This window comes from Burkholderia sp. BCC1996 (genome assembly GCF_905339955.1).
Lineage (GTDB): Bacteria > Pseudomonadota > Gammaproteobacteria > Burkholderiales > Burkholderiaceae > Burkholderia.
In genome coordinates this window covers 13,142-30,744 of record NZ_CAJPHM010000048.1, presented here as the reverse complement: position 1 = coordinate 30,744, position 17,603 = coordinate 13,142, and the positions used below count along the sequence as shown (strand labels likewise).

The window sequence follows — 17,603 nt, the reverse complement described above, 5'->3', positions numbered from 1 at the left end:
ATGCGCGTTCGCCGACAGCGCGCTGCCTTGCCCCGTCTCGAAGTACATCAGGTTGTTGCCGACGGTGCCGCGCTTGAGCGACAACGCGGCCTCGCGCGCTTCGCCGAGCAGCGCGAGCGAGATCCCGAAGCTCGCGTTCGCCTTCTCGGTGCCCGCGATCGACTGGAACACCAGGTCGACCGGCGCGCCCTTCTCGATCGCCGCGATCGTGTTGGTCACGTGCGTGAGCACGCACGACTGCGTCGGCACGCCGTAGCGTTCGCGGAACCCGTCGATCATCGCGAGCAGCTTCACGATCGCCGCGAGGCTGTCGGTCGCCGGGTTGATGCCGATCATCGCGTCGCCGCAGCCGTACATCAGCCCGTCGAGCATCGACGCGGCAATGCCTTTCACGTCGTCGGTCGGATGGTTCGGCTGCAGCCGCACCGACATCCGGCCGGCCAGCCCGACCGTGTTGCGAAAACGCGTGACGACGCGGCGCTTGCGCGCGGCCGCGATCAGGTCCTGGTTGCGCATCAGCTTCGACACGGCCGCGACCATCTCGGGCGTGAGGCCCGGCGCGATCCGTTCGAGCGCGGCGCCGTCGGCCGCGGGCGACAGCAGCCAGTTGCGGAAGTCGCCGACGGTGAGATGCGAGATCTCCGCGAACGCGGCCGCGTCGTGATCGTCGAGGATCAGGCGCGTGACCTCGTCGTGTTCGTACGGAATCAGCGCTTCGTTCAGGAACGCCTTCAGCGGCACGCCCGCGAGCGCGATCTTCGCGGCCACGCGCTCCTCCTCGCTCGCCGCCGCGACGCCGGCGAGCTGGTCGCCCGAGCGCAGCGGGCTCGCCTTCGCGAGCAGCGTCTTCAGGTCCGCGAAACGGTACGTGCGCGGACCGATCGTCTCCGTGTAGGACATCGTTCGAATCTCCTTGCCAGTCCTTGCCTTGCCTGACGCCGACGGCGCGCCCGTTCGACGGGGCGCGCCGCATGCCGTCACGAACGGCCGTTCGGGTCGGCCATCCTCATTCCTCGAGCAGCGCGTCGCCCGGTGCGCTCGCACGCTGCGAACGGGTCGCGAGGAAGTACGCGTAGCCGAGCGCGAGGAACGCGATGAACACCATCGCCACCAGCCCGTTGAAGTACACCATCGTCGCAAGGCAAATCAGGGCTGCAACGATCGCGAACGCCGGGAAGAACGGGTACAGCGGCGCGCGGAACGGTCGCTCCAGGTTCGGCTGCGAGCGGCGCAGCTTGAACAGCGCCGCCATGCTTACGATATACATCACGATCGCGCCGAACACCGACATCGTCACGATGTTCGCGGTGAGCGTCTGGCCGCCGAACTGGATCAGCTCGTCGCTGTAGATCGCGGCGATGCCGACCACGCCGCCCGCGAGAATCGCGCGATGCGGTGTCTTGAAGCGCGGATGCACCTTGCCGAGCCACTCCGGCAAATAACCTTCGCGGGCCAGCGCGAAGATCTGGCGCGAATAGCCGAGGATGATCCCATGGAACGACGCGACGAGCCCGAACAGCCCGAGCCACACGAGCATGTGCATCCAGCCGCTGTTCGCGCCCACGATGTACTTCATCGCCTGCGGCAGCGGGTCGTTGATGTTCGCGAGCTTGGTCCAGTCGCCCGCGCCGCCGGCGAACACCATCACGCCGATCGCGAGCGTGACGAGCGTCAGGATGCCGGCCACGTACGCGATCGGGATCGAGCGCTTCGGGTTCTTCGCCTCCTCGGCGGCCATCGCGACGCCTTCGATCGCGAGGAAGAACCAGATCGCGAACGGGATCGCGGCGAACATGCCGTGGAATGCGCCGACGCTGAAATGATCGGCGCCCGACCAGCCGCCCTTCATGAAGTTGCTCCACGCGAAGCCCGGCGACACGACGCCCATGAACACCAGCAGCTCGAAGATCGCGAACAGCGTGACGACCAGCTCGAACGTCGCGGCGATCTGCACGCCGACGATGTTCAGCGCCATGAACACGAGATACGCGCCCATCGCCGCGTGTTTCGGTTCGAGCCCCGGAAACTGCACGTGCAGGTACGCGCCGATCGCGAGCGCGATCGCGGGCGGCGCGAACACGAACTCGACGAGCGTCGCCGCGCCGGCGAGATAGCCGCCCGCCGGGCCGAATGCGCGGCGCGCATACGCGAACGGGCCGCCCGCGTGCGGGATCGACGTCGTCAGCTCGGTGAAGCTGAAGATGAAGGTGGTGTACATCGCCGCGACGAACAGCGCGGTGACGACGAAACCCAGCGTGCCGGCGCTCGCCCAGCCGTAGCTCCAGCCGAAGTATTCGCCTGAAATCACGAGGCCGACCGCGATGCCCCACAGTTGCCAGGTCCCGAGCGTCTGCTGCAGCGCGGGCTGGCCGGACGACTTGGCGCCGGCGGCGGGCCGGCCATTCGACTCTGCTTTCATCGGATTCTCCTGAAAGGCGCCGGCCTGCGGGCCCGCGCGACTGAGAATCGATGCTAGAGAGTCATTAAACGACGTGTTATCGAAATTCGGCAAAGATGACGGCTGACGTTTCGCTGACGGCAACGGTGGGCGGCTCTCGGCTCTCCACGAGCGTCATGCACACACCGTCCGGCCGCGCGAAGCGGCCGGACGGCCGACGCGTCGCCAGCGTTACTGACCGCCGCCGCGCTGGTTGAACCAGCGGTCGAGCAGCTTGCCGGCCGCCTCGCGGCCGCCGAGGCCGAACGACAGCGCGACCGCCACCGCGATCGCGCCGAGCACGAGGCCGAATGCGAGCTGCACGATCTCGTTGGCGATGCCCATCGCGCGCAGCCCCATCGCGAACACCAGACCGAGGATCGCGAACTGCGCGATCCGTGCGAACAGCACGCTGTGCTCGCGGTCGGCCTGCTCGATCACGCGGCGCGCGAGGCCCGCGAGCCACACGCCGATCACGAGGATCACGCCGCCCGTCAGCACATGGCCGCCGAATTCGATGAACAGCGTGACGACGTCGCGCACCTGTGTGAAGCCGAGCCGGTTCGCGGCCTCCACCGACGCGAACAGCATCGCGAAGAACACGATCAGCCGCGCGACCAGCACCGACGGCTGCAGGATCCCCGAGAACACGCGCTCGACGCCGAGCACGGCCGGCAGCCCGTCGGCGCCAGCGGCTTCCAGCAGCTTCTGCGCGAGCGACGCGACGAAGCGCGCGAAATAGAACGTGACGAGCACGATCACGATCGCCGCGACGATGTCCGGCACCGCGCCGAGGAACTGGTTCAGCATGTTGGTGGCGGGAATCGAGATCGCGTCGATCTTCAGCGCGTCGAGCGCGGAGATCAGCGTCGGCACGAACACGAACACGTAGACGATGGTGCCGATCAGGCTCGACACGCGCACCGGCGTCGGGCTGTCGAGACCCTGCGTGAGGCGATCGGCGCCGGCGGCAACCAGCAGGTTCGTCACGAGGCCGCGCAGCACGCGCGCGACGACCCAGCCGACGAAGCCGATCACCGCGGCCGCGAACAGGTTCGGCACGATCGCGAGCAGCCTGTCGACCATCCCCTGCACCGGCGACAGCAGGCCGGACAGCGCGAACGACGCGAGAATCGCCGGCAGGAACATCAGGATCACGAGCCAGAACAGCACGTCGCCCAGATAGCCGCTCATCGGCTGCATGCCCGCGCTTTCGGACAGCTTGTCGTCGACCTTGCTCGCCTTCAGCGCACGGTTCGCGAGGCTGCGCAAGAGCGACGCGATCAGCCACGCGATCAGCGTCAGCGCCGCGCCGCCGATCAGGTTCGGCAGGTAGTTGACGATGTGGGTGACGAGCAGCGAGAACGGATTGGACACCGCGTACAGGTTGAGCACGTTGAAGATGCCCACCGCGGTGACGAGCAGTACGAGCCAGAACAGCCCGCCGGCGATGATCCGCTCGACGCACGCGCCCTGGCCGGTGCTTTCGTTGATCCGCTGATCGACCTTCAGCGCGTTGAGCAGCCGGAGCGCGCCGGCCCGCACCGCGACGGCGATCAGCCAGCCGATCACCAGGATGCCGATCGCGCCGGCAATCTTCGGCAGGTATCCGCCTAGCGTGGTCTGCAGCGACGTGATGAAGCTGGAAGCATCCATTTCTTCTTCTCCCGAAAAACGTGGCGTTGCGATTGAACATCGACGAACTACCTGCGTACTTCGAAAACCGTGCGTTGCCGCCCCAAGCAACTTACCCGAGAAAAATGACGCGATCACCCGATTTCACCGTCTTTAACTTTAGACATATCTCGACGGGGACGAGACCCCATTTCGGCGAAATTAAAAAGGGGCGGATTCGATGCGCCTACGCATCTCCGCAAGATTTATCAATCGGCGGCGTGCTACCGTGACGTCGATTCCTGCGGGGGGACGCACGCATGACCGTCGACACGAAAGCCGAAACGCCCGCGTGGGCCCGCTATGCAGCACGCATCGCGCGCGTTCACGACCACATCCGCACGCACCTCGACGACACGCTCGACCTGAACCGGCTCGCCGACATCGCGTGCCTGTCGCCGTATCACTGGCAGCGCGTCTATCGCGCGCTGTACGGCGAGTCGATCGTGCTGACGGTGCGGCGGATGCGGATCGTGCGCGCATCGGAGGACCTCGTCTGCACGGCGCTGCCGCTCGACGCGATCGCCCGGCGCGCCGGCTACGGTTCGACGCACGCGTTCGCACGCGCATTTCGGGATGCTTACGGCCTGCCGCCCGCGCAGCACCGGCGCGCCGGGGTCCACCGGCCGGTCTATCCGTTACAGCGAGGAGAGGAAGACATGTTCAAGCATGAAGTCGAGATCCGGCGGCAGCCGGAATTGCGCGGTTATGCGGTGGCGCATACGGGCGCTTACCTGAAGGTCGGCGACGCGTTCGGGCAGATCGGCGCGTGGGTCGGGCAGCACGGGTTGATCGGCCCCGGCGCGAAGATGATCGGGATCTTCTACGACGATCCGGACACCACGCCCGAAGCGCAATTGCGAGCGAAAGCGTGCTTCGTGCCGGCCGGCGGCGCGCCGGACGTCGAGCCGACGCCGCCGGTCGAGCGCATCACGATCGCGGGCGGCGAGTATGCGGTGCTGCTGCATACCGGGCCGTATGCGGACCTCAAGACCGCTTACCAGTGGCTGTATGGCGACTGGCTGCGTCACTCGGGCCGCGAAGCCGCCGATGCGCCGCCGTTCGAGCTGTATCTGAATACGCCGATGGATGCGGCGCCGGCCGACCTGCGCACCGAGATTCATTTGCCGCTGCGTTGAGCGGCAGGTCCCGGGTTCGGGGGTTCGGGGGTTCGGGGGTTCGGGGGTTCGGGGGTTCGGGGGCTCGGGGCTCGGGGCTCGGGGCTCGGGGCTCGGGGCTCGGGGCTCGGGGCTCGGGGCTCGGGGCTCGGGGCTCGGGGCTCGGGGCTCGGGGCTCGGAACTCGGAACTCGGGGCTCGGAACTCGGGGCTCGGAACTCGGGGCTCGGAACTCGGGGCTCGGAACTCGGGGCTCGGAACTCGGAACTCGGAACTCGGAACTCGGAGACTCAGAAGCTCGAAGACTCGGACGCTCGGAGCGAGCCCGCACGCCGTGGCCCGGCGACGCCCGTTGCAGGCGCCACGCCGCCCTTGGAGATCGGCCGTCACGCCGGCATCGAGGCCGACGATCGAGCCTTACCCGGCCTGCGTGCCGCAGCCCGGACAGAAGCGCGCGTCAGCGGCCAGCGCCGCGTGGCAGCGGCTGCATGCCTTGCCCCGCTGCGCTACACCACACTGCGCGCAGAAGCGCGCATCCGCCGCGTTGATGGCGCCGCAGCCCGCACAGGCGAGCTGACGCAGCGGCACGTTGCTGCCCGGGCCGCCCTGCGCATCGGCCGACGGCTGCCAGCCCCAGCCGTGACGATCGCGGCCGCGCACATCGTGGCCGCCATGGCCTTCCCGGCCCGCTCCGCCATGATGCCCGCCGCTACCGTGGCCGCTTCCATGCCCACCGCCATGACCGCCACCGTGGCCACCCAGGATCCGTTTCAGAAAGCTCATCGCCCGCTCCTCGTCACTGCGTCCGCGCGCTGTCGAACACGCCCGTCTTCGACAGCAGCCGCAAGCCGTTGCCGACGACGATCAGGCTCGCACCCGCATCGGCGAACACGGCCATCCACATCGTGCCGAGCCCGGCGACCGTCAGGCCGAGGAACACGATCTTCACGCCGAGCGCGAAGCCGATGTTCTGCACCAGCACGCGGTGCGTCGCGCGCGACAGCCGCACGAACGCGGGAATCTTGCGCAGGTCGTCGTCCATCAGCGCGACGTCGGCCGTCTCGATCGCCGTGTCGGTGCCCATCGCGCCCATCGCGAAGCCGATGTCGGCACGCGCGAGCGCCGGTGCGTCGTTGATCCCGTCGCCGACCATCCCGACCGCGCCCGCGCCGCCCGCCGACAATTCCTCGACCGCCGCGAGCTTGTCCTCGGGCAACTGGTTGCCGCGTGCATCGTCGATGCCGGCCTGCTGCGCGATTGCCTGCGCGGTGTGCGGGTTGTCGCCGGTCAGCATCGCGGTGCGGATGCCGAGCGCGTGCAGGTCGGCGATCGCCGCGCGGCTGGTGTCCTTGATCGTGTCGGCCACCGCGAAGATGCCGAGCACGCGCGTGTCGTCGACCAGCATCACGACGCTCTTGCCCTGCCGCTCGAGTGCGTCGAGCTTCGCCTCCAGCGCCGGCGAGCAGCGTTCGAGCTCCTCGACGAGCCGGTGGTTGCCGAGCCAGTAGCGCGCGCCGTCGATCGTGCCGCGCACACCGCGCCCGACGAGTGCTTCGAATTCCCCAACATCGGAGAACGCCGCCGTCTGCGCGTCGCGCGCCGCCGCGGCGATCGCCTGCGACACCGGATGATCGGAGCGCGCCGCGAGGCTCGCGCCGAGGTGACGCACGCGCGCCGCCTCGAGGTCCGTCGCATGCAGGTCGAAATCGGTCTGCACCGGCTTGCCGTGCGTGATCGTGCCGGTCTTGTCGAGCGCGAGCCACGCGAGCTTGCGGCCTTCTTCCAGATACACGCCGCCCTTCACGAGAATCCCGCGCCGCGCGGCGGCCGCGAGCCCCGACACGATCGTCACCGGCGTCGAGATCACCAGCGCGCACGGGCACGCGATCACGAGCAGCACCAGCGCGCGGTAGATCCAGTCGTGCCACGCGCCGCCCATGACGAGCGGCGGTGCCACCGCGACCAGCAGCGCGACCGCGAACACGATCGGCGTATAGACGCGTGCGAACCGGTCGACGAAGCGCTGCGTCGGCGCCTTCGCGCCCTGCGCTTCCTCGACCGCGTGGATGATCCGCGCGAGCGTCGAGTTGGCGGCAACCGCCGTCACGCGATAGTCGAACGAACCCGCTTCGTTGATCGTGCCCGCGTACACCGCATCGCCTGCCGTCTTGTCGACCGGCAGGCTCTCGCCGGTGATCGGCGCCTGGTTCACCGTCGAGCGGCCCGCGACCACTTCGCCGTCCAGCCCGATCCGCTCGCCCGGCTTCACGCGCACGATCGCGCCGAGCGCGACCTGCGCGGCCTCGATCGTGCGCCACGTGCCGTCGATGTCCTGCACGGTCGCGGTGTCCGGTGCGAGCTGCATCAGGCCCTGGATCGCATTGCGCGCGCGATCGAGCGACTTCGCCTCGATCAGCTCGGCGATCGTGAACAGCACCATCACCATCGCGGCTTCCGGCCACTGGCCGATCGCCATCGCGCCCGTCACCGCGATGCTCATCAACGCGTTGATGTTCAGGTTGCCGTTGCGAATCGCGATCCAGCCTTTCTTGTAGGTGGTCAGCCCGCACGTGAGCACGGCAGCGAGCGCCAGCACCGCCGACAGCCACACCGGCAGGCCGGCCCAGCTCACGGCCTCGGACGCGATCGCGGCGACGCCGGCCACCGCGAGCGGCCACCACGGCTTCGCGGGCGGCGGCGCGACCGGCGTTGCCGGCGCGTCGGCCGACGCGGCCTCCGGCGTCATCCCGAGCGTACGGATCGCGCTTTCGATCGCAGGCTGCGCACCGGCCACGTGGTCGACGGTCAGCATCCGCTGCATCAGGTTGAATTCGAGCGCCGACACCTGCTGCATCCCGCCGAGCTTCTTGCGGATCAACGTTTCCTCGGTCGGGCAGTCCATCTGCATGATCCGGAACGCGGAGCGCACGTGACCCGACGCGGTCGCCCGCGCGGCCGGCAGCGGTGCGAGCGTCATCGCGGCCGGCGCGCAGCAGGCACCGGCCGCGTGATCGTGGTCGTGGTCGTGGTCGTGGTCGTGGTCGTGGTCGTGGTCGTGGTCGTGATCGTGATCGTGATCGTGATCGTGATCGTGATCGTGATCGTGGTCAGCATGGTCATGCGCGGCATGGTCGTGTGCCGCGTGGTCGTGCGAGCACGCCGCGCCGTGCCCGTCGTCGTGCGCGTGGCCGTGCGCATCGCCATGCCCGTCGCCGTGCGCGTGGCCGGCACGGTCACCGTGGTCGTGCCCGGCGAGGTTCGCAGATGCCTGATCGTGGTCATGGTCGTGGCCGCATCCGCGCGACTGCCCGTCGCGCGCCGCCGCGTCGCCGTGCGCGTGCTCGCCGGCCGCCGACGCCGCGTCGCCAACGGTCGCCGCCTGCGGGTCGCGCGCATCGGCGCAGCAGGTCTCGGCGCCGCCGGCATGACGGTGTCGTGGGTCGTGGGTACGCTGCGCGTCGGTCATGACAACCTCCTCTATGGCTTGACGGAGTACAGTTAACACCCTGAAGCCACTACAAGGTCAACCCTTGCAAAGGAGAAAGCCATGAAGATCGGCGAACTGGCCAAGGCGGCCCGCTGCACACCCGAAACGATCCGCTTCTACGAGAAGGAGGGGTTGATGCCGGATGCGGAGCGCACCGATTCGAACTACCGCAACTACACCGACGTGCACGTCGAGCGGCTGCGCTTCATCCGCAACTGCCGAGCGCTCGACATGGCGCACGACGAAATCCGCGCGCTGCTGCAGCTCACCGACACGCCGGCCGACCCGTGCGATTCGATCAACGCGCTGCTCGACGAACACATCGGCCACGTCGATGCGCGCCTCGCGGAACTGACGCATCTGCGCGACCAGCTCACCGAATTGCGCCGCCAGTGTGTCGGCGAACATTCGGTCGAGGACTGTGGAATCGTGCACGGTCTCGCGACGATGGAAACCGTCGCGCCGGCCGCAAAGCGCTCGCACCTCGGCTGAAACCCTTGTGGAATATGATAGTCTAGTTGATACTAGTTATATTACTACTAGATAAAACATAACTATTCATGTCAACAAGCCGCCCGTCTCCGCTCGCACTCGCGGTCCTCGCGACGCTCACCGAAACGCCGATGCATCCATACGGAATGCTGCAGCAGTTGAAGGCGCGCGGCTACGACGAAGTCGTCAACGTGCGGCAGCGCACGAGCCTGTACCAGACGATCGACCGGCTGCTGCGCGACGGGTTGATCGCCGTGCACGACACCGAGCGCGACGGCGCGTTTCCCGAGCGCACGCTGTACACGCTGACCGAAGCCGGACATACGGCCGGCCAGGCATGGCTGCATGCGCTGCTCGCCGAGCCCGCGCGCGAGTTTCCGGCATTCGGGGCCGGCCTCGCGTTCCTGCCGCTGCTCGATGCCGACGATGCACGCCGGCAACTCGAGCGCCGCATCGCAGCGCTCGAAGCCGAACGCGAACGTCTCGAGTCGCTGCGCAACGCCGCGCAGAACGACCAGGTGCCGCGCCTGTTCCTGCTGCACAACGAGCATGCGCTCGTGCTGCTGAACGCGGAGCTCGACTGGGCGCGCAGCGTCGTCGAACACCTGAAGATCGGCGCGCTGCGCTGGGTCGACGGCTGAAGCGCAGCCATCGACGCGCGTCGCTCAAAGCACCTTGCCGGGGTTGAGCACGCCGGCAGGATCGAGCGCGGCCTTCAGGCGCCGCATCAGGCCGATTTCGGCTTCGCTGCGCGTGTGCGCGAGATAGGCGCGCTTGAGCATGCCGATGCCGTGCTCCGCCGACACCGAGCCGCCCATGTCCCGGACGACCGTGTAGACGCAGCGATCGATCGCATCGGCGCTGGCGTCGCCCATGCCGTCGAGCGATACGCCGATATGCACGTTGCCGTCGCCGACGTGGCCGAAGAAGAGACACACGATGTCGGGCCAGGCCGCGCGCAACGCCGCTTCGCAGCGCTCGGCGAACAGGCCGAGTTCGCCCGTCGGCAGGCTCACGTCGAAGTTCACCAGATGCGGCAGCGCATCGATTGCGAGCCCTTCGCGCAGCGTCCACAAGTCGCGCGCCTGCCGCTCCGACGTCGCCAGCGCCGCATCGTCCACGAGCCCCGCGTCGATCGCATCCGCCAGGCCGTTTTCCAGCGCCGCGCGCGCATCGCCGCCCGGTGCGCTCGTCGCGCACTCGATCAGCACCGCGAAGCCGCCGTCGCCCGCGAACGGCGCGACGACGCCGGGCGTATGACGCGCCACGTAGTCGTAGAAGGCCGGCCACATCGCTTCGAAACTGACGAGCTCGGGCAGTGCGCGCAGACGGTTCCACAACCCGACCACGGCATCGTAGCCGTGCACGCGACAGAGCGCGGTGGCCGGCGCGGCCAGCTTCGGATGCAGCCGCAGCACGGCACGCGTGACGATGCCGAGCGTGCCTTCGCTGCCGATGAACAGCTGCTTCAGGTCGTAGCCCGCGTTGTTCTTCAGCATCCGGTTCATCGACGACACGACGGTGCCGTCGGCGAGCACGGCTTCCAGGCCGAGCACCTGCTCGCGCATCATGCCGTAACGGATCGCGCGCGTGCCGCCCGCGTTGGTCGCGAGCATGCCGCCGATCTGGCACGAACCGCGTGCGCCGAGATCGACGCCGAACGTGAAACCCGCCGCGTCCGCTGCCTCCTGCACCGTCTGCAGCGGCGTCCCGGCGCGCACCGTCATCGTGCCCGCCGCCGCGTCGATCGACTCGACGCCCGCGAAACGCTCCATCGACAGCACGATCTCGCCGCCCAGCGCGACCGCGCCGCGCGCGAGCCCGGTGAGGCCGCCCTGCGGCACGACCGGCTGCCCGAGCCGCGTGCACAGCGCGAGCGTGCGCGACACGTCGTCGACGCTGCGCGGCCGCACCAGCGCACGCGGCCGCACGCCGGCCGGCTCGTTGTACGCGGTGAAGTAGCGCGGATCGATCTCGGCCGCCCGCGTGACCAGCGTGTCGCCCAGCGCGGCGACGAGCGCCGCCTCGAGCGCGTCGTCCGCCGGCGCGGCTACATCGTGGCCGCCACGCGCGGCGGCCGTCTCCAGACTCTGCATCGCAGCGCGTCCGCTTACTTGGTGGAGATGTCGATGTCGCCGAAGTACTTCTGGCCGAGCGACTTCACCGTGCCGTCCGCCTTCAGCTTGTCGATCGCCGCATCGAGTTTCCCCTTCAGCGCGTCGTCGCCCTTGCGCAGGCCGAACGCGATCCCGCTGCCGAGAATCCGGTCGTCGCGCACCGGCTGGCCGACGAACGCGAAGCCCTTGCCGTCCGGGCGCGACAGGAAGCCGCGCTGGCCGGCCGGCGCGAGCACCAGCGTCGCGTCGAGGCGGCCCGACACGAGGTCCGCATACACCTGGTTCTGGTCCTGGTACGCGACGATCGACACGCCGGCCGGCTCCCAGTGCGCCTTCGCGTAGGTTTCCTGGATCGACGCCTGGAGCACGCCGACGCGCTTGCCCTTCAGCGCTTCCGGCGTCGGCAGCAGGCCGCTGCCGGTGCGCGCGATCAGCTGCGTCGGCACGCGGTAGATGATCGTCGTGAAGTCGATCGCCTGGCGCCGCTGCTCGGTCGCGTTCATCGCCGAGTTGATCGCGTCGAACTTGCGGCCCTGCAGCGCGGGAATGAGCCCGTCGAACGACGTCTCGACCCACTTGCACGACAGCTTCGCGGTCTGGCAGACGGCGTTGCCGACGTCGACGTCGAAGCCCTGCAGGTCGCCGTTCGGCGCCTTCGACTCGAACGGCGGGTATTGCGCCTCGAGGCCGAAACGCAGCGTTTGCCCGTCGGCCGATGCCGCGCCGGAGCCGAGCGCGCACGCGAATGCGAACGCGAGTTTGAGGGTGTGTGCATGCTTCATCGTGATCTCCTGGCTGGCCGGTCGGCGCCGCGCTTCGGCACGTGCGCCGGTCCCGTCCGTGACTTTCGGTGCGACGTACACGTCGCCTGCTTGGGTGCGGGCCGCGCCCGCGATTACAGCGAACGCAACCGCCGCGCGCCCTCGATCAGCGTCGCGTCGTCCTTCGAGAAACTGAGGCGGATCACGCCCGCGTCGGTGCCGTCGGTGTAGAACGCCGACAGCGGAATCGTCGCGACGCGCGCATCGCGGATCAGGCGCAGCACGAAGTCGCTGTCGCGCTCGTCCGAGAAGTGGCGGAACCGCGCGAGCATGAAGAACGAGCCTTCGCTCGGCAGCAGCTCGAAGCGCGACCCGGCCAGCTCGCGCGCCAGCAGGTCGCGCTTGGCCTGGTAGAACGCCGACAGGCCGAGATAGCTTTCCGGCCGCGCGAGGATCTCCGCGAACGCGACCTGCATCGGCGTATCGGCCGAAAACACCATGAACTGGTGCACCTTGCGGATCTCGTCCATCAGTTCGGCCGGCGCGACGCAATGCCCGACCCGCCAGCCCGTCACGTTGAACGACTTGCCGAACGACGACACGATCACGCTGCGCTCGGCCAGCTCGCGGTGACGCGCGACGCTCTGGTGCTGCGCACCGTCGAACACGACGTGCTCGTAGACCTCGTCCGACAGCACCACGATGCCGGTATCGCGCGTGAGCTGCGCGAGCCGTTCGAGATCGTCGGCGGAGAACACGGTCGCGGTCGGGTTGTGCGGCGTATTGACGACGATCATCCGCGTGCGCGGCGTGATCGCGGCGGCCACTTCGTCCCAGTTCACGCGGAAATGTTCGGGCGACAGCTTGATCGCGACCGGCGTCGCGCCCTGCATCCGCACGATCGGCGCATAGCTGTCGAACGACGGCTCGAAATAGATCACTTCGTCGCCCGGATGCACGAGCGCGCTGATCGCCGCGTAGAGCCCCTCGCTCGCGCTCGCGATCACCGTGATCTCGGTGCCCGGGTCGTAGCGCGTGCCGTACAGCGCCTCGGTCTTTTCCGCGAGCCGTTCGCGCAGCGACGCGAGGCCGGCCATCGGCGCGTACTGGTTGTGGCCGTCGCGCATCGCGCGCGCGACGCCGTCGACGAGCGCCGGATCCGGCGCGAAATTCGGCGCGCCCTGCGACAGGTTCAGCGCATCGTGCTGTGCGGCAAGCTGGCCGATCACCGTGAAGATCGTCGTCCCGACGTCCGGCAGTTTCGAACGGGGCCTGGTGGCGCTTCGCATGAGTTCTCCTTCTGATGTCCTTCGGGCCGGCCCGTGCGATGCGCGCGGCCGGTCTCATCGGGGATGATTTAGCCCGAGCCAATATCGGCGGACAACCGAAAGTTCGTCATGGCGGCCATGCGTTTTTCTCATGAGCGGCCATACGCTTGGCTCGACGCCAAGGCCGAGTGACCGGCAATGCATGCGAATCGGGCATTTCCCCCGGACGCGCGCGGCCACGCCGCGCGTCACGCGCCCGCGGCCGCCAGATAGGCGCTCAGCACGGCCCGCAACTCGCCGCGCAACGCTTCGAGGTCCAGTGCCGGCCCAAGCGTGAGCAGCGCCTGGGACACGCCGCCGTAGCAGACCGCATGCGCCATCCGCGCGATCCCGTCGAGTCGCGCGGCCGGCGGCGGATCGTCGGCCTGCGCGAGCGCGTCGCGCCACAGCGCGACAAAGGCGTCGTAATGCCGCCGGTACGCGGCGAGCGGCGACACCTGCCGCTCCAGCGCGAAGAACGCGCTCCACAGCGCGGCGTCGGCACCAATCGCGTCGACCTGCAGGTCGGCGAGCGCGGCCGCGAGCTCGGCGCGCGGCGCGCCGCGCAGCCCGTGCGCCGCATCGCGCAGCCGGTCGGCCAGCGCCAGCACGCGCCGGTGGATGCACAGCGCGGCGAGGCTCTGCTTGTCGCCGAAGTATTCGTAGAAGGTGCCGACGCTCACGCCCGCGACGGCCGCGATCTCGCGAATCGTCGCCTTCGCGTAGCCGCGCTCGAGCAAAAGCTGAACGAAGGCCTGCTGGAGCGCGTCGGACGTGGCCTGCGCGCGCGGCCGGCGACGCAGCGCGGGCGCGGGTTGCGCCGCCGGCTGGCCGGGCGGCGCCGGAACCTGAACATGTCGCGGCGGCATATTTGCTACTCTGAAATTCAGCGGAAACGCGTTTGACCGGCAGACCGCGACGCACGAGACCGGAGACAGCCCGATGACCGAATCGACCCGAGACGTCACGAACCAGTTCGACGAACTGGTCGACTATAACCTCTTCGCCACCGACGTCGCGCTGCGCGACGCACTCGCCCGCGCGGGCGCCGACTGGGCCGTGCCGCGGCTCGACGCGTACGGCGCGCGGCTCGGCAGCGCCGACACCGCACAGCTCGCCGACGAAGCGAACCGCCACGCGCCGGAACTGAACGCGTTCGACCGGCGCGGCCGGCGCATCGACCGCGTCGACTTCCATCCGGCCTGGCACACGCTGCTCGGCATGTACCGCAACGAAGGCTTCGTGTCGCTCGCGTTCCGCGACACGCGCCCCGGCCGCTGGGCCGCGACCGCGGCCGGCTTCTACCTGCACGGCCAGATCGAGGCCGGCACGCTGTGCCCGGCGACGATGACGCAAGCCGCGATTCCGGTGCTGCAGAAGGAGCCGGCGCTGTGGGGCCTGCTGCGCGACAGGCTGTACAGCGACGACTACGATCCGCGCGACGTGCCGGTCGCCGACAAGCGCTCGATCTGGTTCGGCATGGGGATGACGGAGAAACAGGGCGGCTCCGACGTGCGCGCGAACACGACGCTGGCGACCCCGGTCGGCGCGGGCGGGCGCGGCGGCGAATACCGGCTGCGCGGCCACAAGTGGTTCTTCTCCGCGCCGATGTGCGACGCGCACCTGGTCGTCGCGCGCACCGAAGCGGGCAGCCCGTCGTGCTTCTACGTGCCGCGCTGGCGGCCCGACGGCACGAAGAACGCGGTCGAGATCCAGCGGCTGAAGAACAAGATCGGCAACCGCAGCAACTCGAGCAGCGAGATCGAGCTGAACGACGCATGGGGAATCATGCTCGGCGACGAAGGCCGCGGCATTCCGACCATCATCGAGATGGCCACCTACACGCGGCTGAACTGCGTGCTCGGCAGCGCGGCGATGCTGCGCCAGGGCGTCGTGCAGGCGATCGCGTACACGCGGCGGCGCCACGCGTTCGGCCGCGCGCTCGCCGAGCAGCCGCTGATGCGCACCGTGCTCGCCGATCTCGCGCTCGAAAGCGAGGCCGCGCTCGTGCTCGCGATGCGCCTGGCCGACGCGTTCGAGCGCGACGACGCGCCGCGCGAACGCGCGTGGAAGCGGATCGTCACGCCCGCCGCGAAATTCTGGGTCTGCAAGCGCGCGGTCGAGCTGACCGGCGAGGTGATGGAGGTGTTCGGCGGCAACGGCTACGTCGACGACGGCCCGATCGCGCGCCTGTTCCGCGAAGCGCCGGTCAACTCGATCTGGGAAGGCTCCGGCAACGTGATGTGCCTCGACGTGCTGCGCGCGGTGTCGCGCGAGCCCGACGCGGCCGCGGCGCTGCTCGCCGAACTGGCCGACCTCGGCGCCGGCGAACCGCGCATCCGCGCGGCGCTCGATACGCTGCGCGCGATGCTCGCGGCGCCGGCCGACACGCTCGAGGCGTCGGCCCGGGTGTTCGCGCAACGGCTCGCGCTGGTCGCGCAGGCGTGCCTGCTGCGGCGCGACGCGCCTGCGTTCGTCGCCGACGCATTCGTCGCGACCCGGCTCGCCGCGCCCGACTGGGGCCGCATCGCGGGCGGCTTCGACCCGCACGCGCTCGACGTCGCTGCGCTGCTGCAGCGCGCGTACCCGGCCTGACGCGCCCGCTCGTCCTCCTCGCGTGGAGCCATGATGAACCTCGTCGCCGCCCTCGACCGCGCCGCCCGTGCGACGCCCGACAAGCCGTTCCTGATCCACGACGACACGGCGATCACGTACGCCGCCGCGCGCGAGCGTTCGCATCGCGCGGCGGCCGTGCTGAGCGCACTCGGCGTCGCGGCCGGCGACCGCGTCGCCGCGATGTGCCTGAACACGCCCGCGTTCGTCGACCTGATGTTCGGCGCGTGGCGGCTCGGCGCCGCGTTCGTGCCGATCAACCACAAGCTGCAGGCGCCGGAAGTCGACTACGTGCTCGAGCACAGCGGCAGCAAGGTGCTCCTGTTCGACGCGGCGCTCGCGCCGGTGCTGGCGCGCGTGATCCATCCGGTGCGGCGGCTCGTCACCGAAGGCGACGCCGCCGGCACGCCGAACTTCGACGCGATGTGCGCGGCGATGGACGGCGTCGCGGGCATCGAGCCGGCCGACGGCGACGTCGCGCAGATCCTCTACACGTCCGGCACGACCGGCCGCCCGAAAGGCTGCGTGCACAGCCATCGCGCCGTGACGCTCGCAGCGATGCAGGCGGCGCTCGCGACCGGCATCGGCCGTAACGAACGCACGCTGATGGCGATGCCGATCTGGCATTCGTCGCCGCTGAACAACTGGTTCGGCGGCACGCTGTACGCAGGCGGCACCGTCGTGCTGCTGCGCGAATACCATCCGCTACGCTTCCTGCAGGCCGTCGAGCGTGAGCGCGTGACGCTGTATTTCGGCGCGCCGGTGTCGTATACGCTGCCGCTCGACACGATCGAGCGCTTCGCGGCGTTCGACCTGTCGAGCGTGCGCGCATGGCTATACGGCGGCGGCCCGATCGGCGCCGCGCAGGCCGAACGGCTCGCGCATGCGTATCGCAGCAACGCGTTCTTCCAGGTGTACGGAATGACGGAAACGGGCCCGGCCGGCACCACGCTGTATCCGGACGAACAGATCGCGAAGGCCGGCTCGATCGGTCGCCAGGGCGGCCCCGGCGTCGACCTGCGGGTCGTGCGGAGCAATGGCGCCGACGCGCTGCCGGGCGACACCGGCGAGATCTGGCTGAAGGCCGACAGCATGATGCTCGGCTATCTCGACGACCCGGCCGCGACGCGCGCCGCATTCGCGCCGGACGGCTGGTATCGCACCGGCGACATCGCGCGGATCGATCAGGATGGCTACCTGTTCATCGTCGATCGGCTGAAGGACATGATCGTGACGGGTGGCGAGAACGTCTATTCGAAAGAAGTGGAGGACGTGCTCGACGCGCATCCGGACATCGCGGAAGCGGCCGTCGTCGGCGTCCCGCATCCGGAATGGGGCGAGACGGTCGTCGCGCACGTCGTGCTGCGCGCGAGCGCCGCGCCCGATGCGGATGCGCTGCACGCGTTCTGCGGCGAGCGGCTCGCCGCGTACAAGATTCCGCGCGAATTCGTGTTCGCGGAAACACTGCCGCGCACGCCGACCGGCAAGCTGCAGAAGTTCCTGCTGCGCACGCGGCGCGAGCGCGAGTAACGCCGAAGCCAAAGAAAAAGCCACCGGACCCGACGGCCCGATGGCTTTTTCGCACGCGATGCGGGACG

The 17,603-nt window shown here is 69.2% G+C and carries 15 protein-coding genes; 6 read left to right on the top strand and 9 right to left on the bottom strand.

What is annotated here, in order from left to right:
- From eutB to U4Z64_RS36275, 3 genes are all read right to left on the bottom strand, one after another.
- A partial coding sequence (gene eutB, locus U4Z64_RS36285; protein WP_321822551.1) for an ethanolamine ammonia-lyase subunit EutB occupies nucleotides 1-900 on the bottom strand: 900 nt, incomplete at its 3' end.
- A 106-nt stretch (nucleotides 901-1,006) separates the two neighbouring features.
- Nucleotides 1,007-2,419: an ethanolamine permease gene (gene eat, locus U4Z64_RS36280; protein ID WP_124486838.1), complete on the bottom strand. Its 1,413-nt coding sequence runs from the start codon at nucleotides 2,417-2,419 to the stop codon at nucleotides 1,007-1,009.
- A gap of 210 nt (nucleotides 2,420-2,629) precedes the next feature.
- On the bottom strand, nucleotides 2,630-4,093 hold the full coding sequence (locus U4Z64_RS36275) for a mechanosensitive ion channel (protein ID WP_044848392.1): 1,464 nt from the start codon (nucleotides 4,091-4,093) through the stop codon (nucleotides 2,630-2,632).
- A gap of 278 nt (nucleotides 4,094-4,371) precedes the next feature.
- On the opposite strand from U4Z64_RS36275, the gene U4Z64_RS36270 reads away from it, so the two are divergent.
- The gene (locus U4Z64_RS36270) at nucleotides 4,372-5,250 is read left to right on the top strand and encodes an AraC family transcriptional regulator (protein ID WP_321822550.1); all 879 of its coding nucleotides are present in this window, start codon (nucleotides 4,372-4,374) and stop codon (nucleotides 5,248-5,250) included.
- A gap of 395 nt (nucleotides 5,251-5,645) precedes the next feature.
- Here the strand turns inward: U4Z64_RS36270 and U4Z64_RS36265 are convergent, their stop codons facing one another.
- Both U4Z64_RS36265 and U4Z64_RS36260 read right to left on the bottom strand, forming a co-directional pair.
- A complete protein-coding gene (locus tag U4Z64_RS36265) occupies nucleotides 5,646-6,011 on the bottom strand; it encodes a zinc ribbon domain-containing protein (protein ID WP_321822549.1) in 366 nt (121 codons plus the stop codon).
- A gap of 13 nt (nucleotides 6,012-6,024) precedes the next feature.
- Nucleotides 6,025-8,205, bottom strand: a complete 2,181-nt coding sequence (locus U4Z64_RS36260; protein WP_321822548.1) for a heavy metal translocating P-type ATPase — start codon at nucleotides 8,203-8,205, stop codon at nucleotides 6,025-6,027.
- A gap of 30 nt (nucleotides 8,206-8,235) precedes the next feature.
- Between U4Z64_RS36260 and U4Z64_RS36255 the strand changes: the two genes are divergently transcribed.
- The 3 genes from U4Z64_RS36255 to U4Z64_RS36245 all read left to right on the top strand — a co-directional run bounded on the left by U4Z64_RS36255 (nucleotide 8,236) and on the right by U4Z64_RS36245 (nucleotide 9,848).
- Complete coding sequence (locus U4Z64_RS36255) at nucleotides 8,236-8,730, top strand: hypothetical protein (RefSeq protein ID WP_321822547.1); 495 nt, start codon at nucleotides 8,236-8,238, stop codon at nucleotides 8,728-8,730.
- A 45-nt stretch (nucleotides 8,731-8,775) separates the two neighbouring features.
- The gene (gene cadR, locus U4Z64_RS36250) at nucleotides 8,776-9,207 is read left to right on the top strand and encodes a Cd(II)/Pb(II)-responsive transcriptional regulator (protein WP_014895515.1); all 432 of its coding nucleotides are present in this window, start codon (nucleotides 8,776-8,778) and stop codon (nucleotides 9,205-9,207) included.
- A gap of 68 nt (nucleotides 9,208-9,275) precedes the next feature.
- Nucleotides 9,276-9,848: a PadR family transcriptional regulator gene (locus U4Z64_RS36245; protein ID WP_321810779.1), complete on the top strand. Its 573-nt coding sequence runs from the start codon at nucleotides 9,276-9,278 to the stop codon at nucleotides 9,846-9,848.
- A gap of 24 nt (nucleotides 9,849-9,872) precedes the next feature.
- On the opposite strand, the gene U4Z64_RS36240 is transcribed toward U4Z64_RS36245, so the two are convergent.
- The 4 genes from U4Z64_RS36240 to U4Z64_RS36225 all read right to left on the bottom strand — a co-directional run bounded on the left by U4Z64_RS36240 (nucleotide 9,873) and on the right by U4Z64_RS36225 (nucleotide 14,261).
- Entirely contained in the window at nucleotides 9,873-11,303 is a 1,431-nt protein-coding gene (locus U4Z64_RS36240; RefSeq protein ID WP_321822546.1) for an FAD-binding oxidoreductase, read from the bottom strand.
- A 14-nt stretch (nucleotides 11,304-11,317) separates the two neighbouring features.
- Nucleotides 11,318-12,106, bottom strand: a complete 789-nt coding sequence (locus U4Z64_RS36235) for an ABC transporter substrate-binding protein (RefSeq protein WP_321822545.1) — start codon at nucleotides 12,104-12,106, stop codon at nucleotides 11,318-11,320.
- Between the two features lie 113 nt (nucleotides 12,107-12,219).
- On the bottom strand, nucleotides 12,220-13,374 hold the full coding sequence (locus U4Z64_RS36230) for a pyridoxal phosphate-dependent aminotransferase (RefSeq protein ID WP_124667288.1): 1,155 nt from the start codon (nucleotides 13,372-13,374) through the stop codon (nucleotides 12,220-12,222).
- Nucleotides 13,375-13,601: 227 nt separating this feature from the next.
- Nucleotides 13,602-14,261, bottom strand: coding sequence for a TetR/AcrR family transcriptional regulator (locus U4Z64_RS36225; RefSeq protein ID WP_321822544.1), 660 nt, complete (start codon nucleotides 14,259-14,261; stop codon nucleotides 13,602-13,604).
- Nucleotides 14,262-14,334: 73 nt separating this feature from the next.
- On the opposite strand from U4Z64_RS36225, the gene U4Z64_RS36220 reads away from it, so the two are divergent.
- Together U4Z64_RS36220 and U4Z64_RS36215 are read left to right on the top strand one after the other, a co-directional pair.
- Nucleotides 14,335-15,987 (top strand): acyl-CoA dehydrogenase family protein, encoded by a 1,653-nt coding sequence (locus U4Z64_RS36220; protein WP_321810784.1) that lies wholly within the window; start codon nucleotides 14,335-14,337, stop codon nucleotides 15,985-15,987.
- Between the two features lie 33 nt (nucleotides 15,988-16,020).
- A complete protein-coding gene (locus U4Z64_RS36215) occupies nucleotides 16,021-17,535 on the top strand; it encodes a class I adenylate-forming enzyme family protein (RefSeq protein ID WP_321822543.1) in 1,515 nt (504 codons plus the stop codon).
- The last annotated feature ends 68 nt before the right edge of the window (nucleotides 17,536-17,603 follow it).